This is a genomic window from Rathayibacter sp. AY1F6, from assembly GCF_002932035.1.
Taxonomy (GTDB): domain Bacteria; phylum Actinomycetota; class Actinomycetes; order Actinomycetales; family Microbacteriaceae; genus Rathayibacter.
Map to the genome: position 1 here is coordinate 11,907 of NZ_PSVD01000018.1, position 21,745 is coordinate 33,651.

Consider the following 21,745-nt stretch of genomic DNA (forward strand, 5'->3'; position numbering starts at 1 on the left):
TCCCGAGCCGCGCGGAGCGGGCTCAGCGCGGCTCGGAGAGGGTCGACTCGATCAGGTCGACGAGCCGCCCGGAGCCGTCGCGGACTCCCACGCGGGCGGCCCGGCGCGCCATCTCGTCGCGACGGGCGGTGTCGCCCAGGAGCGGTACGAGCTCCCGCTGGACCCAGCCGGGGAGGAAGGCGGCGTCCTCGACGAGGACCGCTCCCCCGGCGTCGACGACGCCGCGCGCGTTGTAGCGCTGCTCGCCGTTGCCGACCGGGTACGGGACGTAGACCGCGGGCAGGCCGAGGGCTGTCAGCTCGCTGACCGTCGCTGCCCCCGCGCGGGAGACGGCCACGTCCGCGGCGGACAGCGCGAGGTCCATCCGGTCGCAGTAGGCGAGGAGGTGGTAGCCGGCCACCCCCGGGTCCGTGATCTCGGCGCGGTCGCCCGTGATGTGGAGGACCTGGAAGCCGGTGGCCACGAGATCCCGGGCGGCGGCGTGCACCGTCGCGTTGATCCGTCGAGCGCCGAGGGAGCCGCCGGTCACCAGGAGGGTCTGCCGGGACGGGTCGAGGCCCAGCGCCGCCATCGCCTCGTCGCGGCGCGCGGCCCGGTCGAGCTCGGCGATCTCGCGGCGCAGCGGCATGCCGACGACCCGCGCGTGCGGCAGGGGCGTGCCCTCGAAGGCCACGCCGACCGAGCGGGTCGCGCGCGCGCCGAGACGGTTGGCGAGCCCGGGGCGCGCGTTGGCCTCGTGGACGGTGAAGGGGACGCCGGCGCGGCGCGCCGCCAGGTAGGCGGGTGCTGCCGCGTACCCGCCGAAGCCGACCACCGCGTCGATCCGCCGGTCGCGGATCGTCCGGACGATGCCGGCGATGGTCGCGCGGAAGGCTCCGGGGAACCGCAGCGCCGCCGCGTTCGGGCGGCGCGGGAACGGCAGCCGCGGGATCACCGAGAGCTCGTAGCCGCGGAGGGGGACGAGGCGCGCCTCGAGCCCCTCGGCGGTGCCGAGCACGAGCACCTCGTCGCGCGGGTTCCGCCTGCGGATCTCGTCGGCCGTCGCGAGCAGCGGATTGACGTGGCCGGCGGTGCCGCCGCCGGCGAGCAGGTAGCGGGTCATTCCGCCGCCGCCTTCCTGCGGCGCAGCACGCCAGCGCCGGGCAGGGGCGCGGTCTGGGTGCGGGCGAAGGAGAGGACGACGCCGATGGCGAGGAGCGAGCTGAGCAGGGCGGTGCCTCCGGAGGAGATCAGCGGCAGCGGGACCCCCAGCACCGGGAGCACCCCCAGGACGACGCCGATGTTGACGAACGCCTGGCCGATCAGCCAGACCATGATCGCGCCGGTGCTGATCCGCACGAACGGATCGGAGGACGCGTGGATGACGCGGAAGAAGGCGACCGCGAGGACCACGAACAGCGCCAGGACGACGATCGCTCCGATCAGCCCGAGCTCCTCGCCGATGATGGCGAAGATGTAGTCGTTGTCCGCGGCGGGCAGCCAGGACCACTTGGCCTTGGAGTTGCCGAGGCCCACGCCGAAGATCCCGCCGGAGGCCATCGCCCAGGTGCCGTGCACCGGCTGCCAGCACGAGTTCTGGTACTCCTCGACGTTGGAGCAGTCGCCGAGGAAGGACATGATCCGGGTGAGGCGGTTGTCGCTGGAGACGGCGAACAGCACCGCTCCGATCGCGCCGACCACCACGATCGGCACGAGGACCTTCATCTGGACGTTCGCGTAGAAGAGTGCGGCGAGGACGATGCCCGCCATGATCACGACCGTGCCCAGGTCGCCTCCGATGAGGACCAGTCCGATCGCCGCGCCGCCGACGATCAGGACGGGGATGAGCGCGTCCTTCCAGTCCTTCGGCGACCGGTAGCGGCGGGCGAGCAGGAGCCCCAGCCAGAGGGCGAGCGCGAGCTTGATGATCTCGGAGGGCTGCATGCTGAAGGCGCCGAGGCGGATCCAGTTGCGGTTCCCGCCGACGGAGTCGCCGAGCGGTGTGAAGAGCACGAGGCACTGGAGGACGCAGCCGGCGATGAGCAGGATCGGCGTCACGCGCTTCCACACGCCGAGGGGCAGCCGCGAGACCACCAGCATCATCGGGATCCCGAGGAGGGCGAACCCGCCCTGGCGCAGGAAGCCCCCGAAGGAGTCGTCGCTCGACACGTAGGAGGTGACCGACGAGGAGGAGAGCACCATCGTCAGTCCGAACAGCACCAGGAAGAGCGTGGTTCCGAAGAGGAGGTAGAAGTTCGGCGAGTGGGAGGCGAAGACCTTCGAGAGGACGATCCGCGCGGAGCGGGCCCCGCTCCGGTCCTTCCCGCGCGGCTCAGTGCGCGAGCGGCCCGCGGGGCGGCTCGTCGTCGGAGCGGTCATCGGCTCCCCCTCCCAGGTGTGTCGCCACGGCGGCCGCGAAGGAGCGGCCCCGAGCCGCGTAGTCGAGGAACTGGTCCATCGAGGCCGCGGCGGGTGCGAGCAGGACGACGTCCCCCGAGCGGGCGAGCGTCGCGGCCGCCTCGACGGCCGCCTGCATCACCGCACCAGTGTCGTCCGGCACCGCCTCGCTCACGGGGAGGGCGGGCGCGTGTCGTCGGAATGCCGCGAGCAGCGCCGAGCGGTCGGCGCCGATCACCACGGCGCCCCGCAGGCGGCCGACGTGCGCGGCCACGAGGGCGTCCACGTCGACGCCCTTGAGCAGGCCGCCGACGACCCAGACGACCGACGGGTACGCGCGCAGCGAGGCGTCGGCGGCGTGCGGGTTCGTGGCCTTGGAGTCGTTCACCCAGGTCACCCCGTCGTGCTCGGCGACGACCTGGATGCGGTGGGCGTCGAGCTCGAAGGACGCCAGCGCGGTGCGGACGGCCGTGACCTCGATCCCGCACGCTCGGGAGAGCGCTGCCGCGGCGAGCACGTTCTGGACGATGTGCGGAGCGGCGAGGTTCCGAGCGGCGAGCTCGTCCACGGTGGTGATCTCGAGGGCACTGGTGCGGCGGTCCTCGAGGAAGGCGCGGTCGCAGAGGATGCCGTCGACGATCCCGAAGTCGCTCGGGCCGGGCACGCCGAGGCCGAACCCGATCGCCCGGGCGCCCTCCACCACCTCGGCGTCGAGGACCATCTGCTCGGTCGCCGCGTCGGCGCGGTTGTACACGCAGGCGACGCGGGTGCCGGCGTAGACCTTGCCCTTGGCCGCGCGGTAGGCGTCGAACGAGCCGTGCCAGTCGAGGTGGTCGTCGGCGATGTTGAGGCACGCGCTCGCGATCGGCTCGATCGCGCCCAGGTAGTGCAGCTGGTAGCTCGAGAGCTCCACGACGAGGACGTCGAAGCCCTGCGGGTCGCGGACCGCGTCGAGCACGGGCACGCCGATGTTGCCGCAGGGGGCGGCGCGGAGGCCGCCGGCCACGAGCATCGTCGCCGTGAGCTGGACGGTCGTGGTCTTCCCGTTGGTGCCGGTGACGGCCACCCAGTCGGCCGGAGTGCCGTCGGCGCGCACGACCTTGTCGCGGACACGCCAGGCGAGCTCGACGTCGCCCCACACGGGGATCCCGGACTCCGCCGCCCACACGAGGATCGGGTGCGTCGGCCGGAAGCCGGGCGACACCACGACCAGCTCCGGTGAGAACGCGTGCAGCTCCTCCGGAGCGGAGTCGAGGAGGTCGGCCCGGTGCAGGCGGGCGCCGATCACCTCGAGCAGGCGCTCGCGCTCCTCATCGGCGCGGTCGGCGAGGACCAGCACCTCGGAGCCGAGCTCGGTCAGGGTGTCGGCCACCGAGAACCCGGTGACGCCCAGGCCCAGCACGGCGACGCGCAGGCCGCGCCAGTCCGAGTGCCAGCTGCGGAGGGAGTCGGGACGGGCGGGATCGGTCATGCCAGCGACAGCCATTCCAGGTAGAAGAGCCCGACTCCGGCGGCGACGAAGATGCCGGCGATTATCCAGAACCGGACCACGACCGTGATCTCGGCCCAGCCCTTGAGCTCGAAGTGGTGGTGGAGCGGGCTCATCAGGAAGATGCGCTTGCCCCGGGTCAGCTTGAAGTAGATCCGCTGGAGGATGACCGAGCCGGTCACGATGACGAACAGGCCGCCGATGAGGATGACCAGCAGCTCGGTGCGGGTGAGGATCGCCAGGGCCGCGAGCGCGCCGCCGAGGCCGAGCGAGCCGGTGTCGCCCATGAAGATCTGCGCCGGCGAGGTGTTCCACCAGAGGAAGCCCACCAGGGCACCGGAGACGGCCGCCGCGATGATGGCCAGGTCGAACGGGTCGCTCACCTGGTAGCACTTGTCGACGACCTCGGGGTTGAGGTGCTGGTCGAAGCACCACTGGTTCGACTGCCAGAACCCGATGATGACGTAGGAGCCGATCGCGAGGATCGAGGACCCGGTCGCGAGTCCGTCGAGCCCGTCGGCGACGTTCACGCCGTTCGACGTGCTGGTGACGATGATGCAGATCCACAGCACGAACAGGCCGATGCCGATCCAGCCGAGGGAGGCGAAGTCGAACGGCAGGTCGCGGATGAACGAGATCGAGGTGGACGCGGGGGTGAGCCCATTGGAGTCGCGGACCATGATCGCGATCACCGCGAAGGCCGCGGCGACGATGACCTGGCCGGCGATCTTCGCCCAGCCGCCGAGGCCGAGGCTGCGCTGGTTGCGGGTCTTCAGGAAGTCGTCGACGAAGCCGACGAGTCCGAGCCCGACCATCATGAAGAGCACCAGCAGGGCCGACGGCGCGATCGCCCGGTTGCCGAACAGCATCCCGAGGAAGTAGCCGACCACGGTGCCGATGATGATGACGATGCCGCCCATCGTCGCCGTGCCGTGCTTGACGTGGTGCGACTTCGGTCCGTCCTCGCGGATGAACTGGCCCCACTGCAGGCGGTGGAAGAGGCGGATGAACAGGGGCGTCATCAGGAGCGTGAAGGCTCCCGAGAACGCGCCGGACAGGAGGAGTGCCCTCATCGGTGACGCTCCCCGAGACGGTCGGCGAGGAAGCGCAGCCCCGCGGAGTTGGACGACTTGACCAGCACGGTGTCGCCGGGTCGCAGGTAGTCCTCGAGGAGGTCGAACGCCTCGTCGGAGGTCTCCGCGAAGACGGACTCGCCGCTCCACGATCCCTCGCGCTCGGCCGCGACGTGGATCCGGCGGGCGCCTCGGCCCACCACCACGATCTGGGAGATGTTGAGGCGGACGGCCAGCAGACCCACGCGCTCGTGCTCCTCGTCGGCCCACTCGCCGAGCTCGCTCATCTCTCCCAGGACGGCGACGGTGCGCCCCCCGGGCTTCGCGATCTGGGCGAGGGTGCGCAGGGCGGCCGCGGTGGAGTCGGGACTCGCATTGTACGCGTCGTTGATGACGCGGACGTCCTCGCCACCCAGGACCTCCATGCGGCCGCGCTCGGCGAGGGTGACGGTCGCGAGAGCCTCGACGATCGCGGGCAGCGCCACTCCGACAGAGAGCGCGGCGGCGGTCGCCGCGAGGGCGTTCATCACGTGGTGCTCGCCGAGGACGCGCAGCAGGAGCTCGGCGCGAGCGGCCTCGCGGCCCTCCCCCGCCGAGACCTCGATGGCGAAGCGGGTGCCGTCGGCGGTCGCGTCGATGTCGACGGCGCGGACGTCCGCGCTCTCGCCGCGGCCGAACCAGAGGACCCGGGCGGCGGTGCGGCCCGCCATCGAGGCGACCCGGCCGTCGTCGGCGTTCAGCACGGCGACGTCGTCGGCGGTGAGGTCGGCGACCATCTCGGTCTTGGCCTCGAGCGTGCGCTCGATCCCGCCGAACTCGCCGGCGTGCGCGAGGCCCACGGCGAGGACGACGCCGACGTCGGGCCTGGCCATCCGGACGAGGCGGCGGATCTCGCCGACCGCGCTCGCGCCCATCTCGGCGACGAGGAAGCTCGTCGACTCGGACACCTGGAGCATCGTGATCGGCGCGCCGACCTCGTTGTTGAAGGATCCGCGCGGAGCGACCGTCTCGCCGACCCGCTCGAGGACGGTGCGGAGGAGGTTCTTGGTCGTCGTCTTGCCGTTCGAGCCGGTGACGCCGATGACGGTGAGCCCGCCCTTCGCGCGGACGCGCCGGACGACCTCGGTCGCCAGCGCGCCGAGCGCCTCGACGGAGTCGTCGACGAGGACCTGCGGCACGTCGAGGTCGAGGGGGCGCTCCACGATGAGGAGCGCGGCACCGCGCTCGAGAGCGGCGGGAGCGAAGAGGTGGCCGTCGGTGTGCTCGCCGCGCTTGGCGACGAAGATGCCGCCGGGCGCGATCTCGCGGGAGTCGGTCTCGGTCGCTCCATCGATCACGGTGGCGGCCGTGGCGGACGAGCCGGCCAGGTGGAGGCGTCCGGTGACGGCCTCGGCGATCTCGGTGAGGGTGAGGGCGATCATCTACAGCCAGCCCGCCTCGCGCAGCGCGTGACGGACGTCGTCTCTGGCCGAATACGGCATGTGCACTCCTGCGATCTCCTGGTGGTCCTCGTGGCCGGGCCCGGCGTAGAGGATCGAGTCCCCTTCGCGCGCGAGGGCGACGGCGGCGCGCACGGCGGCGCGCGGGTCGGCGATCTCGTGGATCTCCCGGTCGGGCACGGCGGCCCGGGCGCCCTGGAGGAGCGCGGCGCGGATGGCGGCCGGATCCTCCCAGCGCGGGTGGAAGTCCGTGATGACCACGACGTCGGCGAGGCGGGCGGCGATGGCGCCCATATCGCTCCGCTTGGTCGTGTCGCGGTCCCCGTCCGCCCCGAACACCATGAACAGGCGGCCGGGCGTGATGGTCCGCAGCGCCTCGAGCGCGTTCTGGAACGCGTCGGGGGTGTGGCCGTAGTCGACGTAGACGCGCGGTCCGCGCTCCCCCGAGACGAGCTCGGCGCGGCCCGGGATGTAGACGTCGAGACGGCTGTCCTCGAGCGCGTGCGCGACGGCGTCCAGGTCGAAGCCCGACTCCACCAGCATCACGATCGCCAGCGCCGCGTTGGACGCCATGTACCAGCCGATCAGCGAGACGGTGACGACGACGGAGCGGTTCTCGGGCCCCTCCAGGCGGAAGGTGGTGCTGTCGGGCGTCGCGTCCAGCACCGTCATCGACCAGTCGGCGGGCGTCGTCGGGGCGACTCCGACGACCGGCGAGCCGGCGAGCGTCGCGACGGGGATGCGGCTGCGCTCGGCGAGCTCGCGCCCCCAGGCGCTGTCGACCGTGACGACGCCGCGGCGTGCGCGCTCCGGCTCGAAGAGGTCGGCCTTGGCCTCGAAGTACTCGCGCAGATCGGAGTAGTCGTCGAGGTGGTCGTGGCTGAGGTTCGTGAAGCCGACGACGTCGAAGACGAGGCCGTCGATCCGGTGCCGCGTGAGCGCCTGCGCCGAGACCTCGATCGAGACCGCGCGGACGGCGGACTCGCGCATCCGCGCGAGCAGGCCGTGCAGCTCGCTCGCCTCGGGAGTGGTCAGCGAGCTGACCACGGCGACGTCGCCGATCCGGCGCTCGGCGGTGGAGCTGAGGCCGGAGACGACTCCGAGCCGGCGCAGCAGCGCGTCGAGGATGTAGACGACGCTCGTCTTGCCGTTGGTCCCCGTCACGCCGAAGAGCGTCGGGACGTCCTCGCGGGTGCGGTGGATCCACGCGGCGACGTCGCCGAGTGCGGCCCGCGGGTCGGGGGTCACCAGCACGGGCAGGCCGCTGTCGGCGGCGAGCTCCGCTCCGGCCGGGTCGGTCAGCACGGCGACGGCTCCGGACGCCGCGGCGGCCGACGCGAAGGCCGCGCCATGGGCACGGCGTCCTGCGACACCGACGTAGAGGTCCCCGGACTCGACCTGGTTCGAGTCCAGCGTGACTCCGCTCACCTCGACGCCCTCGAGGCCGCGGACCGGGCCGAGGGAGAACTCGGCCACGAGCTGCGAGAGGCTCCGCGGCACGGGGTGCTCGGGGCGGAGGGAGGACTGCGGGCGAGGGTCGTGCACTGCCCGCTCTTTCTCTCGTTCTGGTGCGTGGATCGTGGTCCCGGCGGGGCTCACCACGTCGTCGGGTACTCGACGGGCGGCACCGTGGACGGCTCCACCCGGTTGGTCTTGAGCACCTGGGTCATGACCTGCTGGAAGACGGGAGCCGTCGCCTGGGACGTGTTCATCTTAACCGGATCGGCGATGGTGACCGTCACGACGTACTCCGGGTCCTCCGCCGGCGCGAGCCCGGCGAGCGAGACGGTGTAGCTCTTCGAGTAGCCGCCCTTCCCGTCGGGCTGCTGCGCGGTACCGGTCTTGGTGGCGATGTTGTAGCCGTCGACGTGGATGTCGCTCGCCAGCCAGCCCTCGTTGTAATGGGTCTGCAGCATGTCGACGACCTGCTTCGCGGCCGAGCTCGACACCACCTGGGTGCCCGTCGCATCGGGGACGTCCACGACGGAGCCGTCGGCCGTGGTGCAGCCGTCGATCAGCTGCGACGGGAGCCGCACTCCGCCGTTGCCGAGCGTCTGGTAGATGCTCGCGACCTGCACCGCGGTCGCCGAGACGCCCTGGCCGAACATCGTCGTGTAGTTCGTCTGGTTGTCCCAGTCCTGGTAGTCGGCGAGCAGGCCGCCCTCCTCGCCGGGGAAGCCGCTCGTGGTGGGCGTGCCGAGACCGAACTTCTGCAGGTAGTCGTAGCGGGTCTGGGCCGACAGGCGGGAGCCGAGCATCGAGATGCCGACGTTCGACGAGTCCTTGAGGATGCCGGTCAGCGTGTAGTTCGTCGGGGTGTGCGCGAAGTCGTCGCTGAACGAGGCGCCGTCCTTCTCGAAGGAGTCCGGGACGACGACCTGGGTCGTCGGGCCCGCCTGGCCCTGGTCGATCAGCATCGCGGCCGTCATCGGCTTGAAGGTCGAGCCCGGCTCGAACGGCGCCCGGAAGGCGCGCGAGCTGCGGTCGGCGGAGGCGCTCGCCTCGACGTTGTTGGGGTCGACGGTCGGCGTCTCGGCCACGGCGAGCAGCTTGCCGGTCTTGACCTCCTGCACCACGACGATCCCGTAGCTGCCGCCGACCTCGGCGACGCGCTGCGAGAGGACCTGCTGGGAGTAGTACTGGAGGTCGGAGTCGATGGTGAGCTTCAGCGTCCCGCCGTCGACGGCCGGGGTCTCCGAGACGGTGCTGCCCGGGATCCGGACGTAGTCGGCGCTGCGCTCGTAGCTCTCGGACCCGTTCTGCCCCGCGAGGCAGGTGTTCTCCGCGTACTCCATGCCCTCCTGGGCCGCTCCGTCCGCACCGACGTAGCCGACGAGGTTGCCGGCCACCGCGCCGTTGGGGTAGCTGCGTCCCTGCTGGGTCTCGAAGTAGGTCCACGGGATGTCGAGCGCGACGAGCTTCTGGTAGGCCTCGAGGTCGAGCCCCTCCGAGAGGATCAGGTAGTTGGCCTTGGCGTCCTTCGCGAGCGCGGCGTCCACCGCTCCGGTGATCTGCTCGACCGACTGCCCGGTGATCGCGCCGATCTCGGAGGCGGCCTGCTGCACGCTGACCATGACCTTCTGGTCCTCGCCCAGCTCGCGCGGGAACTCGGCCACGTTCTTCGGCGAGGTCGTCAGCCGGTAGCGCGTGGTGGTGTCCGCGAGCACCGTCCCGGAGCGGTCCACGATGGGGCCGCGCTGGCCGTAGGTGACGACGCTGTTCGACTGGTTCTGGGCGGCCGCATCGGTGAGCTCGTTCGCCCGCACGATCTGGATGTCAACCAGCTTGCCGATGAAGAGTCCGACGACGGCGACGATGATGACGAACGTGACGGCCGTGCGGCGTCTGCTCGAGCGGTGGTGTCTCACTGCGGCGGTGTCCTTCTTGCTCCGGGCGGGCGGGCCGCCGTTCGTCGGGTCCGGATGGTCGTCGTGCGCCCCGCGGGGCGGGTGCCCGCGCGGAGGCGGACCGCGACGCCGTGCGTCAGTGCGTGATGGGCGCGGGCAGCTCGCCCTGCAACGGTACGGCCGCACCGTCGACAGCCGGGGAGGACGCGCTCGCGCCGGGCTGGAGAGCCGGGACGAGGGCGTTGGGCACGAGCGGCGCGGAGGCGGTGCCCGCGACTTCGCTCGACGCGGCGGAGGAGGGGTCGCCCAGCACGGCGCCGTCCGAGAGGCGGAGGTAGACCGGCGCGGTGTTGGCGACCATGCCCAGGCCCTGTGCGGCGGTGGCGAGGTTCTGCGGCGAGCTCAGCGTGTCGACGGCGTCCTGCTTCTCCGCGTTGCTGCGGGTGAGCGACTTCTGCTCGGTCTGCAGCGCCGAGATCTGGTAGGCCCCCTGCGAGAGGCCGACGCTCACCAGGAGCTGGACGACGATGATCGCGAAGAGGCCGGCGACGGCGACGATCCCGTAGACGAGCTTCGGGCGCGACTGCGCCTGACCGGCCGGGACGGCCTCGATGCGGGGGCGGGGCGCCTCCTCCTCGGGGCGTGCTCGGCGGGCGGTGTCGATGACGGCGGGGTCGATGACGGCGGTGGCGCTCATGCGGTGCTCCTGATCCTCTCGGCCGCGCGCAGACGCACGGGTGTCGCTCGGGGGTTGCGGGCCTTCTCGTCGTCGGAGGCGAGCTCGGCTCCGCGGATGACGAGTCGGAACTCGGGTCGGTGCTCCGGCAGCTCCATCGGGAGGCCGGCCGGGGCGGTGGAGGAGGACGCGGCCTGGAGCGCGCGCTTGACGATCCGGTCCTCGAGCGACTGGTACGCCTCGACGACGATCCGCCCGCCCTCGTTGATCCGGCCCAGCGCGGCGGGGATCGCCCGCTCGAGGACGGACAGCTCCTGGTTGACCTCGATCCGCAGCGCCTGGAAGACGCGCTTGGCGGGGTGGCCGTTCCGCTGGATCGCGACCGGGGTCGCCGCCTGGATGATCTCGACGAGACGGCCGGAGCGCTCCAGCGGAGCCTCGCGACGGGCCTCCACGATCTTCTTGGCGTAGCGCGCGGCGAGGCGCTCCTCGCCGTACTCGTGGAAGATGCGGCGCAGGGCGGTCTCGTCGTAGTCGGCGAGGATGCTCGCCGCCGTGAGCGGGGCGGTCGAGTCCATCCGCATGTCGAGCGGCGCGTCCTTGGAGTAGGAGAACCCGCGCTCGGTCTCGTCGAGCTGGAGCGAGGAGACGCCGAGGTCGAAGAGCGCACCGTCGATCGTGTCGATGCCCAGCTCGTCGAGCACGTCGGGCAGCTCGTCGTAGACGGCGTGCACGAGGTCGATCCTGGAGGCGTGGGCGGAGAGCCGCTCCCCCGCGAGCTGCAGCGCCTCGGGGTCGCGGTCCAGGCCCACGAGGTGCAGGCCGGGGAAGCGCTCGAGCAGCGCGAGCGAGTGCCCGCCCATGCCGAGCGTCGCGTCGACGACGACCGCCCCGTCGCGCTCCAGCGCCGGAGCCAGGAGCTCGACGCAGCGCTCGAGCAGCACCGGGAGGTGCCGCTCCTCGGTCGGGCGCGGAGCGTCCTTCGAAGTGTTCTCTGCCATGGCGGTCCCGCCGTTCCCGTTCCTGTCGTCCGATCCCCATCCACCTCGCGTCCGGACACCGGGGAAGGTGCGTCCGGGCGCCGAGTGGCTGGGAGTCGCGCGACAGGACCTAGAACAGGCCGGGGATCACCTCCTCCTGGGTGTCGGAGAACACGGACTCCTGCTCCTGCAGGTAGGTCTCCCAGGCGCCCTGCGCCCAGATCTCGGCGCGGTTGCCCGCTCCGATGACGGTGAGGTCGCGGTCGAGGCCGGCATAGGCGCGCAGCGGAGCCGGGAGGGTCACGCGGTTCTGCTTGTCCGGCGTCTCGGCGCTCGCGCCCGAGAGGAATACCCGGAGGAAGTCCCGCGCCTGCTTGCTGGTCACCGGCGCCTGCCGGATCTTCTCGTGCATCACCTCGAACTCGGCCTGGCTGAACACGTACAGGCACCGCTCCTGGCCGCGCGTGACGACGACTCCGGAGGAGAGCTCGTCGCGGAACTTGGCGGGGAGGATCACGCGGCCCTTCTCGTCGAGCTTGGGGGAATAGGTGCCGAGGAACACGGACTGCCCCCCACTTCTTCCGGCCAAGGATGGTGTGTCCTCCACAGTACTCCACTTCCCCCCACTCACAACCCCGGCGCGGCGCGGGGCGCGCTGGAGAGGCCCCGGTCATCCGCGTGTTTCCGCGGAATCGCGACAGTGGGGCGAAGTGGAGGGGGAATGCCGCGGGAGGGAGGCCGCGGGCACGAAAAAAGGGCCGATCCGTGAGGATCGACCCTGTGGTGGAGCGGAGGGGAGGCTAGCCGCGCCCGTCTCCGCGGTTGTCCCACCTGTCGTTCAGACGGTCCATGAAGCCGGACCCCTGGCGGTTGCCCGAGCGGGGCTTCGACGGACGGCCGACGTCGGGCAGGCCGGGCTCGGCGGAGCCGCCGGCGGCCGGGCGCATGGCCACGATCACGCCGCCGAGCATGAAGGCGAACCCGAGGATGCCGACGAGGGGCTGGCGCACGACCACGCCCGCGACGAGCACGGCGAGACCGAGGATGCCGAGCAGGATGCCGAGCACGAGGGCCCGGTAGTTGGTGCCGCCGCGCCCCTTGCCGACCGCCGCCACGAAATCGGCGTCGTTCTGGTAGAGGTTCCGCTCCATCTCATCGAGGAGCCGTTGCTCGTGTTCCGAAAGCGGCATCGTGACCCCTTCAGGGTGCGGCGTCGACCCTTTCGGGGATCGGCACCGGAATAGGCGGCGTCTGGGCTCGACCGGTCGGGCGGCGCTTCAGTGTAGACCGAGCCCGACGCAGGCACCAGGCACCTTCGGTGCATAGGCTGGTCGGGTGAACCACAGCTCTCGACTGGTCGATCGCGTCCAGCTCCGAATCGATGAATTCCTCACCGGGCGCACGCCAATTCTGCGCTCCATAGGAGAGGACGTCTCCGCCCTCGGCGACCTTTCGCGGGACTTTCTCAGCGGGGGCAAGCGGTTCCGCGCGCGCTTCTGCGAGGCGGGCTGGAACGCGGTGTCGAGCACCTCGAGCGAGGCCCATCCGAGCGGCTCCGATCCGATCGCGAGGGTGGGCGCCGGGCTGGAGCTGTTCCACGCCGCCGCCCTCGTCCACGACGACGTGATCGACAACTCCGACACCCGCCGCGGCGCTCCCGCGGCCCACCGGCGCTTCTCCTCCTTCCACGCCGACGGCGGCTGGACCGGCGACCGCGACGAGTTCGGCCGCTCCTCCGCGATCCTCCTCGGCGACCTCCTCCTGGTCTGGTCGGACGAGATCTTCGCCGCGGCGGAGTGGTCGCTCGGGGATCGAGTCGCGGCCGAGCGCGCGCGCGCCGAGTTCAACCTGATGCGCACCGAGGTCACGCTGGGCCAGTACCTCGACATCCTCGAGGAGAGCGCGTGGGTGCAGCACCCCGAGCACGAGCACCTGCAGCGGGCGGAGCGGGTGGTGGTCTACAAGAGCGCGAAGTACAGCATCGAGGCGCCGCTGGTGATCGGCGGCTCCCTCGCCGGCGGCGACGACGCTCAGCTGGACGCCCTGCGCCGCTTCGGGCTCCCGGTCGGGATCGCCTTCCAGCTGCGCGACGACGTCCTCGGAGTCTTCGGCGACCCGGCGGTGACGGGAAAGCCGGCCGGCGACGATCTGCGGGAGGGCAAGCGCACCGTGCTGCTCGGCCTCGCCCGCGGCGCGTGCTCGCCGGGCGAGCGGGCCGAGCTCGACGCGGTCGTGGGCCGGAGCGACGCCGACGCGGCGTCCATCGCGCGGGCGCAGGAGATCATCGCGGGCAGCGGCGCCCTCGAGCGGCTCGAGGATCGCATCGACCAGGAGGTGGCCGCGGCGATCGCGGTCCTCCCCGACGCGCCGCTCCGCACGGAGGGCGTGGCGGAGTTGCGCGAGCTGGCCGCCCAGGTCACGGTCCGCACCTCCTAGGAGCGGACGGGCGGGATCAGGCCAGGGCCTGGGCGACCCGCCGGACCTCGGCCTTGCGGCCGGCGCGGAGGGCGACGATCGGGCTCGTGCCCAGGCTCTCCTCGACCGTCAGCATCCAGTCGACCGCCTCGTCGTCGGTGAAGCCGGAGTCGGCGAGCAGGATCGCGGTGCCGCGGATCTCGCTCATCGGCTCCCCGTCGCGGAGGAAGAGGGCGGGGACCTTCAGCACGCCGTCGCGGCGGGTGCCGAGCAGGTGGCGCTCCTCGAGGAGGCGGCGGACCCGGCCGGCGCCGAGCCCGGTCAGCTCCACGAGGTCGGGGACGGTCAGCCACTCGAGCTCGGAATCGGTCGAGGTGGCGGGGGAAGCGGACGAGTCGGTCACGCGTCAAGACTGCCACGAGCCCGGAGGGCCGCCAACTGCGGGCGCCCCGGAGAAGGAGCCGAGCCCGTCCTGCGCCGCCCGGGCGTCGCTCACCGGTTCCCCCGGGGGTCTTGCCTAGACTCGTCGCGTGACCACCAGCCAGCTCGACCCTCTCCTCGGCCGTCTCGTCGACGGCCGGTACGAGGTGCGCTCGAGGATCGCCCGCGGCGGCATGGCGACGGTCTACCTCGCGCACGATCAGCGCCTCGAGCGCCGCGTGGCGATGAAGGTCATGCACGGCCACCTCTCCGACGACGCGACGTTCAAGAACCGCTTCGTCCAGGAGGCGCGCTCCGCCGCCCGTCTCGCCCACCCGAACGTGGTCAGCGTCTTCGACCAGGGCCAGGACTCGGACATGGCCTACCTGGTGATGGAGTACCTCCCCGGGATCACCCTGCGCGACCTGCTCAAGGAGCGCGGCCGGCTGACCGCCCAGCAGGTCGTCGACATCATGCACTCCGTGCTCTCGGGTCTCGCCGCCGCGCACCGCGCCGGGATCCTCCACCGCGACCTCAAGCCCGAGAACGTGCTCCTCGCCGACGACGGCCGGATCAAGATCGGCGACTTCGGCCTCGCGCGCGCCGCCTCCGCCAACACCGCCTCCGGTCAGGCCCTCCTCGGCACGATCGCCTACCTCTCCCCCGAGCTGGTCACGCGGGGCACCGCCGACACCCGCAGCGACATCTACGCCATCGGGATCATGATCTACGAGATGCTCACCGGAGAGCAGCCCTTCACGGGCGAGCAGCCGATGCAGATCGCGTACCAGCACGCGAACGACTCCGTCCCGTACCCCAGCGCGACGGTCGCCTCCGTCCCCACCTCGCTCGACGAGCTCGTCCTCTGGGCGACCGAGCGCGACCCGGACATGCGGCCCCGCGACGCCGGTGTCATGCTCGCGCAGCTGCTCGAGGCCGAGCGGCTCATGGGCATCACACCGAGCGACCGCCGCGGCGACACGCAGGCGGTCACCCCGCTCCCGGCGCCCGTCGCCGATCCGGCGCCCGCGACGGCCGTCTTCGATCCGGCGGAGCCCGGGCAGACCTCGGTCTTCGACCCGGCGCCGGCCCCCGGAGCGGTGCTCGTGGTCGACGAGGACGACGACACCGTCGCCCGGCTCGCGAGCAGGCGCCGCGTCCGACGGCGCCGCGGCGTCCTGCTCACGGTGGTCGTCCTCCTCCTGGCGCTCATCGGCGGCGGGACGGCCTGGTGGTTCGGCGAGGGACCCGGCGCGATCGTGTCGATCCCGGACGTCGTCAGCCAATCGCAGCAGGACGCGACGGCCCAGCTGCAGGCGCAGGGCTTCGAGGTGCAGCCGCAGGAGACGCCCGACCTCACCGTGCCCGCGGGGACGGTGGTGAGCTCCGATCCGCCCGGCGGGCAGGGGGTGCACAAGGGCTCCGTCATCACGCTGACCGTCTCGAGCGGGCCGCGCCAGCTGCCGGTCCCGTCGCTCGCCGGCCTCTCGGAGGCCGACGCTGCTGCCGCGGTGACGGGCGGCTCCTTCACCGTCGGCGACGTCTCGAAGATCTTCGACGCCGACGTCGACGCGGGTGTGGTCGTCTCCGCCTCGCTGCCTGACGGATCGGCGCTGCCCGAGACGATGTCCGAGACCAGCACCATCGCGATGGTGGTGAGCCTCGGACCGATCCCGAACGTCGTCGGCCTCTCGATCGACGACGCGACGGCGAAGGCGGAGGCGGCCGGTCTCGCCCTCGACCGCAGCGGCGAGGACTGGAGCGACACCGTGGCCGCGGGCGTCGTCCTCACGCAGGCGAACCCGGAGGCGCCCGCCGTGACCGGCGACACCGTCTCGGTCGTCGTGTCGAAGGGGCCCGAGCCCGTCGCCGTGCCGAACGTCGTGGGGATGAACCGCGACGAGGCGAAGGCGGCCCTCGAGGCGGCGGACCTGTCGTGGAGCTACTCCCTGACGACGCTCGGCCCGCTGATCGACGCGGCGCCGAACGAGCTGACCAAGGTCACGAACCAGTCCAACAAGGCCGGCGATCTCGTGCAGCGCGGCACGACGATCCAGCTGTCGATCACCATCACGACCTGACGCCGCCGGTCGAGCCCTCAACGAGGACTCGACCGGCGGTCGGGGTCGGATCAGATCGCGCGGCCCCGGAGCTCCTCCGCCACGAGGAACGCGAGCTCGAGCGACTGCATGTGGTTGAGGCGCGGGTCGCAGACCGACTCGTACCGGGTGGCGAGCGTCGCCTCGTCGATGTGCTCCGAGCCGCCGAGGCACTCGGTGACGTCGTCGCCCGTGAGCTCGACGTGGATGCCGCCCGGGTGCGTCCCCGCGGCGCGGTGCGCCTCGAAGAAGCCCTTGACCTCGTCGACCACGTCGTCGAAGCGACGGGTCTTGTAGCCGGTCGGCGTCGTCAGCCCGTTGCCGTGCATCGGATCGGTCACCCACAGCGGCAGGGCGTCGCTCCGCTTGACGGCCTCGAGCAGCGGCGGGAGGGCGTCGCGGATCCTCCCGGCACCCATGCGGGTGATGAAGGTGAGGCGACCGGGCTCCCGCTCGGGGTCGAGCTTGTCGATCAGCTCGAGCATCGTCTCGGGCGTGGTCGACGGGCCGAGCTTCACGCCGATCGGGTTGCGCACCCGCGACAGGAAGTCGACGTGCGCGCCGTCGAGCTCGCGGGTGCGCTCGCCGATCCAGATGAAGTGGCTGGAGGTGTTGTACGGCGTGCCGGTCCGCGAGTCGATGCGCGTCATGGGGCGCTCGTAGTCCATCAGCAGGCCCTCGTGGCCGGTGTAGAACTCGGTGCGCTTCATGCCCTCGAAGTCGGCCCCGCACGCCACCATGAACTTGACCGCGCGGTCGATCTCGCGGGCCAGCTGCTCGTAGCGCTGGTTCTGCGGGTTCTCGGTGAAGCCCTTGTTCCAGTAGTGGACGAGGCGCAGGTCGGCGAATCCGCCCTGCGTGAAGGCGCGGATGAGGTTCAGCGTCGAGGCGGCGGTGTGGTAGCCCTGCACGATGCGACGCGGGTCCGCGGCGCGCGACTCCGGGGTGAAGTCGTAGCCGTTGACGATGTCGCCGCGGTAGGCGGGCAGGGTCACGTCGCCGCGGGTCTCGAGGTCGCTCGAGCGCGGCTTCGCGAACTGGCCGGCCATCCGGCCCATCTTGATGACGGGCATGCTCGCGCCGTAGGTCAGGACGACGGCCATCTGCAGCACGGTCTTGACGCGGTTGCGGATCTGCTCGGCGGTCGCTCCGGCGAAGGTCTCGGCGCAGTCGCCGCCCTGCAGGAGGAACGCCTCGCCGCGGGCCGCGGCTCCGAGACGCTCGCGCAGCTGGTCCACCTCGCCGGCGAACACCAGCGGAGGGAGCGCGGCCACCTCGGCGGACGCCGCTCGCACGGCCTCCGCATCGGGCCACTGCGGCTGCTGCTTGATCTCGAGCTCGCGCCAATAGTCCAGGCCGGCGACCACGGAGGGGGCGGCGAGGACGTACGGTTCGTTCGGATCGATGACCACGAGGGTGTTCCCGGTTCTGACGGGCGCCAGCGGCGCGCGGAGGGCTGCCGTCCGGACGGACGGCAGCGGTTGACGAGCTTATCGCCTGGCAGGGCGCTCGGCCGGGAGGGGGCCCCGGCATCGAGCGGGCGCTCAGCGGGTGAGGGCCGCGCGCTTCTCCTTGACCGAGGTCGCGTAGACGTCGAGGTACTCCTGGCCGCTCAGGGCGAGGAGCTCGTACATGATCTCGTCGGTGATCGAGCGGAGGATGAACCGGTCGCCCTCCATGCCCTCGAAGCGGCTGAAGTCGAGCGGCTCCCCGAAGACGATGCCGATGCGGCCCAGCTTCGGCAGGCGCTTGCCGATGGGCATGATGCGCGCGGTGTCGATCATGGCGACCGGGATGACGGGCACGCGGGCCTCGAGGACCATGCGCGCGACACCGGTGCGGCCGCGGTACATGCGGCCGTCGGGGCTTCGCGTGCCCTCGGGATAGATGCCCAGGGCGTGGCCGCCCGCGAGGACGCGGAGGCCCGTGTTGAGCGAGGCCTCCGACGCCTTGCCACCGGAGCGGTCGATGGGCAGCATCCCCGTGGCGGTGAAGAACGTCCGCGTCGCCCAGCCCTTGAGGCCCTTGCCGGTGAAGTAGTCGCTCTTGGCGAGGAAGACCATGTTCCGCTCGATCACCAGCGGGAGGATCACGGAGTCGATGAAGGAGAGGTGGTTGCTCGCGAGGATCACGCCGCCGTTCTGCGGCACCTTGTCGGCGCCGACCACCCACGGCCGGAAGATCGTCTTCAGGAGCGGGCCCGCGACGATGTGCTTCATGAACCAGTAGAACATCGGGCTCCTCGGCGGTGCGGCGGATCGGGTGCGGCGGGTGCCGCTAGAGGGAGCTCGCGTGCAGGCGCGCCAGGTCGGCGGCCCCCACGACTCCGGCGTCGTTGACGAGCTCCGCGATGCGGAACTCGGGCTCGGGGTGGTAGCCCCGGGCGGGGAGGTTGTCGAGGTAGGCCTGGCGGATGGGGTCCAGCAGGAGGTCGCCCGCCTGCGCCACTCCGCCGCCGATGACGAACATCTGCGGGTCGAGGACGGCGCTCAGGCTGGCCGCCGCCTCGCCCAGCCAGTGGCCGAGCTGTCGCAGCGCCGCGAGGGCGCCGAGGTCGCCGGCGGTGATCAGCTCGGAGATGAGGTGGCCGTTCAGCTCGCCGCCGTTGCGGGCGCGGGCGTCGGCGATGCCCTGGCCGATTCCGCCCGCGTCGGCCAGCTCGCCGGCGAAGCGCTGGAGCGCGCGGCCCGAGCCGTACTGCTCGATGCAGCCGCGGGCGCCGCAGCCGCAGGGCAGGCCTCCGGGGACGACGCGCATGTGCCCGATCTCGGCCGCGGCGCCGAAGCCGCCGCGCAGGAGCCGGTCGTTGATGACGATCGCGCCACCCACTCCGGTGCCGATGGTGAGCATCAGCATGTCGCTGACGAGGCGGCCCGAGCCGTAGCGGAACTCGGCCCAGCCGGCGGCGTTCGCATCGTTCTCGATGATGATCGGCAGGTCGATGCGGGCCGAGAGCTTCTCGCGGAAGGGCTCGTTGCGCCAGTTGATGTTCGGGGCGTAGTAGACGATCGACTGCGAGGCGTCGATGAAGCCGGCGGCGGCGACTCCGACCGCGGAGACGTCTCCCGGGAGCAGGCCGGAGCGCAGATGCTCGACCATCTCGACCACGACGTCGACGATCAGCTCGGGGTGCCCGGCGGGAGTGGGCCGACGGTCCTCGCGGAGGATCCCCCCGAACTCGTCGACCAGGGCTCCGGCGATCTTCGTGCCGCCGATGTCGATCCCGATCGCGTGCACGCGAACCGCCTTCCCGTCGCCGCCGGCGCGGCAGCGTCGGCGGGCCGCCCTGAGCGGCGGCCAGGACGAGTGTAGTGACCGCGAGCGCTCCGATGCGGCTCAGCGGCGAGACCCGGCGACGCGTGTCGGCCCTCCTCGCGGAGCCACCCCTGGATCGTTACCCTGAACGGATCCACAGCTTGCGCCGCGCCGGTAGGGTGGAGACGACGTTCATTCAGGTACCGAAGGAGTTGCCGTGGACCAGTTCGATTCCCCCCTGGTGGTTCCGGCCGATCCCCAGGCCAACACGACCGCCCTCCTGCTGGACCGCGTCCGCGAGACGCCCGATCGCCCGCTCTTCGCGCTGCCCGACGGCGACGGATGGCGCGATGTGACGGCGCAGGAGTTCCTCGACCAGGTCACGGCCCTCGCGAAGGGCTTCGTCGCCGCCGGCCTCGAGCCGGGCGAGAAGGTCGGGCTGATCTGCAAGACGCGCTACGAGTGGACGCTGATCGACTTCGCCGTCTGGTTCGCCGGCGGGATCCTCGTCCCGGTGTACGAGACCTCCTCCCCCGCGCAGGTGCAGTGGAACCTCGCCGACTCCGGCGCGCACGCCGTGATCGTCGAGACTCCCGAGCACTTCGCCCGCTTCGACGAGATCCGCGCCGACCTTCCCGAGGTCCGACTCGCCTGGCAGATCGGGCTGGGCGATCTGGACAAGCTCGTCGCGCGCGGCGTCGACGTGCCGGACGCCGAGATCGAGCGCCGCCGCTCGCTGGCGACCGGCACCGACATCGCGACGATCATCTACACCTCCGGCTCCACCGGCCGCCCCAAGGGCTGCATCATCCGGCACTCGAACTTCGTCGAGCTCAGCCGCAACTCGGCGGTCGCCCTGACGGAGCTGATCCACCAGCCCGGCGCGTCGACGCTGCTGTTCATCACCACGGCGCACGTGTTCGCCCGCTTCATCGCGATCCTCTGCGTGCACGGCGGGGTGAAGGTGGGGCACCAGGCCGACACCAGGCAGCTGCTCCCCTCGCTCGCATCCTTCAAGCCGACGTTCCTCCTGGCCGTGCCGCGCGTGTTCGAGAAGGTCTACAACTCCGCCGAGCAGAAGGCCGAGGCCGGGGGGAAGGGGAAGATCTTCCGCCGCGCGGCCGACGTCGCCGTCGCCCACTCGATGGCGCTCGAGGCGGGCTCGGTGCCGCTCGCTCTGAAGCTGCAGTTCCTCCTCTTCGACCGGCTCGTCTACTCGAAGCTGCGCACCGCCATGGGCGGGAACGTCCGCTTCGCCGTGTCCGGCTCGGCGCCGCTGGGAGACCGGCTCGGGCACTTCTTCCACAGCCTCGGCATCAAGATCCTCGAGGGCTACGGCCTCACGGAGACGACGGCGCCCGCCACGGTCAACCGCACCGAGCGGTTCAAGATCGGCTCGGTGGGCCCGGCGATGCCCGGGGTCTCGATCCGGATCGCGGGCGACGGCGAGATCCAGGTGCGCGGCATCGACGTCTTCGGCGGCTACTGGAACAACGAGGCGGCGACGGCCGAGTCGTTCGACGGCGAGTGGTTCCGCACGGGCGACCTCGGAACTCTGGACGAGGACGGGTACCTGCGCGTCACCGGGCGGAAGAAGGAGATCATCGTCACCGCCGGCGGCAAGAACGTCGCTCCGGCGGCGCTGGAGGATCCGATCCGCGCGAACCCGCTGGTCGGCCAGGTCGTCGTCGTCGGCGATCAGCGCCCGTTCATCGCCGCTCTGGTCACGCTCGACTCCGAGATGCTGCCGACGTGGCTCGCCAACAACGGGCAGGACAAGGGCCTCTCACTCGAGGACGCGGCCGTGAACCCGGTCGTTCTGGCTGAGGTGCAGCGGGCCGTCGATGCGGCGAACGAGCGCGTGTCCCGCGCCGAGTCGATCCGGAAGTTCGTGATCCTCCCGACCGAGTTCACGGAGGCGAGCGGTCACCTGACTCCGAAGATGAGCATCAAGCGCAACGTCATCCTCGCCGACTTCGCCGACACCATCGCCGCCGTCTACTCCGCCGCCCCCGCCACCGAGGGCATCTCCCTCCGCTGACCCCGCGCTCTCCCGCCGTTACCACCAGGCCGTCCCGATCGCAGCCGCCTCCGGGACAGCGCGCCCAGCTCTATCCCGTCGGCGGAACGCCCGACGCTCTCCTCGACGCGCCCCTGTCGCGGTGCCGACCGCGCC

18 protein-coding genes are annotated in these 21,745 nt (G+C 71.7%); 3 read left to right on the forward strand and 15 right to left on the reverse strand.

Translation table 11 applies throughout. The features are described 5' to 3' along the window. Positions 1–22: 22 nt before the first annotated feature. The 11 genes from murG to C5C44_RS13175 form a co-directional block, all read right to left on the reverse strand. Positions 23–1,102: an undecaprenyldiphospho-muramoylpentapeptide beta-N-acetylglucosaminyltransferase gene (gene murG, locus C5C44_RS13125; RefSeq protein ID WP_104335997.1), complete on the reverse strand. Its 1,080-nt coding sequence runs from the start codon at positions 1,100–1,102 to the stop codon at positions 23–25. Further along, positions 1,099–2,358: a putative lipid II flippase FtsW gene (gene ftsW / locus C5C44_RS13130; protein WP_104222593.1), complete on the reverse strand. Its 1,260-nt coding sequence runs from the start codon at positions 2,356–2,358 to the stop codon at positions 1,099–1,101. Before ftsW ends, murG begins: the two co-directional genes overlap by 4 nt. After that, entirely contained in the window at positions 2,312–3,847 is a 1,536-nt protein-coding gene (murD, locus tag C5C44_RS13135; protein ID WP_104335998.1) for a UDP-N-acetylmuramoyl-L-alanine--D-glutamate ligase, read from the reverse strand. The genes ftsW and murD overlap by 47 nt, the downstream gene beginning before the upstream one ends. Then, positions 3,844–4,938, reverse strand: a complete 1,095-nt coding sequence (gene mraY / locus C5C44_RS13140) for a phospho-N-acetylmuramoyl-pentapeptide-transferase (RefSeq protein WP_104222591.1) — start codon at positions 4,936–4,938, stop codon at positions 3,844–3,846. Before mraY ends, murD begins: the two co-directional genes overlap by 4 nt. Beyond that, complete coding sequence (gene murF / locus C5C44_RS13145) at positions 4,935–6,359, reverse strand: UDP-N-acetylmuramoyl-tripeptide--D-alanyl-D-alanine ligase (RefSeq protein ID WP_104335999.1); 1,425 nt, start codon at positions 6,357–6,359, stop codon at positions 4,935–4,937. The genes mraY and murF overlap by 4 nt, the downstream gene beginning before the upstream one ends. Beyond that, positions 6,360–7,922 (reverse strand): Mur ligase family protein, encoded by a 1,563-nt coding sequence (locus C5C44_RS13150; protein ID WP_104336000.1) that lies wholly within the window; start codon positions 7,920–7,922, stop codon positions 6,360–6,362. 50 nt (positions 7,923–7,972) lie between these two features. Beyond that, complete coding sequence (locus C5C44_RS13155; RefSeq protein ID WP_258062170.1) at positions 7,973–9,745, reverse strand: penicillin-binding protein 2; 1,773 nt, start codon at positions 9,743–9,745, stop codon at positions 7,973–7,975. A 115-nt stretch (positions 9,746–9,860) separates the two neighbouring features. Continuing rightward, positions 9,861–10,421 (reverse strand): hypothetical protein, encoded by a 561-nt coding sequence (locus tag C5C44_RS13160; RefSeq protein ID WP_104222588.1) that lies wholly within the window; start codon positions 10,419–10,421, stop codon positions 9,861–9,863. Further along, positions 10,418–11,401 (reverse strand): 16S rRNA (cytosine(1402)-N(4))-methyltransferase RsmH, encoded by a 984-nt coding sequence (gene rsmH, locus C5C44_RS13165; protein WP_104222587.1) that lies wholly within the window; start codon positions 11,399–11,401, stop codon positions 10,418–10,420. Before rsmH ends, C5C44_RS13160 begins: the two co-directional genes overlap by 4 nt. Positions 11,402–11,510: 109 nt before the next feature. Beyond that, positions 11,511–11,942: a division/cell wall cluster transcriptional repressor MraZ gene (mraZ, locus tag C5C44_RS13170; RefSeq protein ID WP_104222586.1), complete on the reverse strand. Its 432-nt coding sequence runs from the start codon at positions 11,940–11,942 to the stop codon at positions 11,511–11,513. Between the two features lie 238 nt (positions 11,943–12,180). After that, complete coding sequence (locus C5C44_RS13175; RefSeq protein ID WP_104222585.1) at positions 12,181–12,570, reverse strand: DUF3040 domain-containing protein; 390 nt, start codon at positions 12,568–12,570, stop codon at positions 12,181–12,183. A gap of 145 nt (positions 12,571–12,715) precedes the next feature. Between C5C44_RS13175 and C5C44_RS13180 the strand changes: the two genes are divergently transcribed. Beyond that, positions 12,716–13,816, forward strand: a complete 1,101-nt coding sequence (locus tag C5C44_RS13180) for a polyprenyl synthetase family protein (protein ID WP_104225375.1) — start codon at positions 12,716–12,718, stop codon at positions 13,814–13,816. Positions 13,817–13,832: 16 nt separating this feature from the next. Here C5C44_RS13180 and C5C44_RS13185 read toward each other — a convergent pair whose 3' ends face one another. Further along, the gene (locus C5C44_RS13185; protein ID WP_104222583.1) at positions 13,833–14,198 is read right to left on the reverse strand and encodes an Rv2175c family DNA-binding protein; all 366 of its coding nucleotides are present in this window, start codon (positions 14,196–14,198) and stop codon (positions 13,833–13,835) included. A gap of 127 nt (positions 14,199–14,325) precedes the next feature. On the opposite strand from C5C44_RS13185, the gene pknB reads away from it, so the two are divergent. Next, the gene (pknB, locus tag C5C44_RS13190) at positions 14,326–16,296 is read left to right on the forward strand and encodes a Stk1 family PASTA domain-containing Ser/Thr kinase (RefSeq protein ID WP_104250750.1); all 1,971 of its coding nucleotides are present in this window, start codon (positions 14,326–14,328) and stop codon (positions 16,294–16,296) included. A 50-nt stretch (positions 16,297–16,346) separates the two neighbouring features. On the opposite strand, the gene C5C44_RS13195 is transcribed toward pknB, so the two are convergent. The 3 genes from C5C44_RS13195 to C5C44_RS13205 all read right to left on the reverse strand — a co-directional run bounded on the left by C5C44_RS13195 (position 16,347) and on the right by C5C44_RS13205 (position 19,551). Next, positions 16,347–17,681 (reverse strand): class II 3-deoxy-7-phosphoheptulonate synthase, encoded by a 1,335-nt coding sequence (locus tag C5C44_RS13195; RefSeq protein ID WP_104222617.1) that lies wholly within the window; start codon positions 17,679–17,681, stop codon positions 16,347–16,349. A 177-nt stretch (positions 17,682–17,858) separates the two neighbouring features. After that, positions 17,859–18,548: a 1-acyl-sn-glycerol-3-phosphate acyltransferase gene (locus C5C44_RS13200; protein ID WP_104222581.1), complete on the reverse strand. Its 690-nt coding sequence runs from the start codon at positions 18,546–18,548 to the stop codon at positions 17,859–17,861. Positions 18,549–18,591: 43 nt separating this feature from the next. After that, complete coding sequence (locus tag C5C44_RS13205) at positions 18,592–19,551, reverse strand: ROK family glucokinase (protein ID WP_104222580.1); 960 nt, start codon at positions 19,549–19,551, stop codon at positions 18,592–18,594. 235 nt (positions 19,552–19,786) lie between these two features. On the opposite strand from C5C44_RS13205, the gene C5C44_RS13210 reads away from it, so the two are divergent. After that, a complete protein-coding gene (locus C5C44_RS13210; RefSeq protein WP_104247148.1) occupies positions 19,787–21,610 on the forward strand; it encodes a long-chain fatty acid--CoA ligase in 1,824 nt (607 codons plus the stop codon). The last annotated feature ends 135 nt before the right edge of the window (positions 21,611–21,745 follow it).

What these genes read in the sequence shown, in the direction of transcription:
- murG (WP_104335997.1), bottom strand. Translation starts at nt 1,102, where the DNA reads ATGACCCGCTACCTGCTCGCCGGCGGCGGCACCGCCGGCCACGTCAAT.
- ftsW (WP_104222593.1), bottom strand. Translation starts at nt 2,358, where the DNA reads ATGACCGCTCCGACGACGAGCCGCCCCGCGGGCCGCTCGCGCACTGAG.
- murD (WP_104335998.1), bottom strand. Translation starts at nt 3,847, where the DNA reads ATGACCGATCCCGCCCGTCCCGACTCCCTCCGCAGCTGGCACTCGGAC.
- mraY (WP_104222591.1), bottom strand. Translation starts at nt 4,938, where the DNA reads ATGAGGGCACTCCTCCTGTCCGGCGCGTTCTCGGGAGCCTTCACGCTC.
- murF (WP_104335999.1), bottom strand. Translation starts at nt 6,359, where the DNA reads ATGATCGCCCTCACCCTCACCGAGATCGCCGAGGCCGTCACCGGACGC.
- C5C44_RS13160 (WP_104222588.1), bottom strand. Translation starts at nt 10,421, where the DNA reads ATGAGCGCCACCGCCGTCATCGACCCCGCCGTCATCGACACCGCCCGC.
- rsmH (WP_104222587.1), bottom strand. Translation starts at nt 11,401, where the DNA reads ATGGCAGAGAACACTTCGAAGGACGCTCCGCGCCCGACCGAGGAGCGG.
- C5C44_RS13175 (WP_104222585.1), bottom strand. Translation starts at nt 12,570, where the DNA reads ATGCCGCTTTCGGAACACGAGCAACGGCTCCTCGATGAGATGGAGCGG.
- C5C44_RS13200 (WP_104222581.1), bottom strand. Translation starts at nt 18,548, where the DNA reads ATGTTCTACTGGTTCATGAAGCACATCGTCGCGGGCCCGCTCCTGAAG.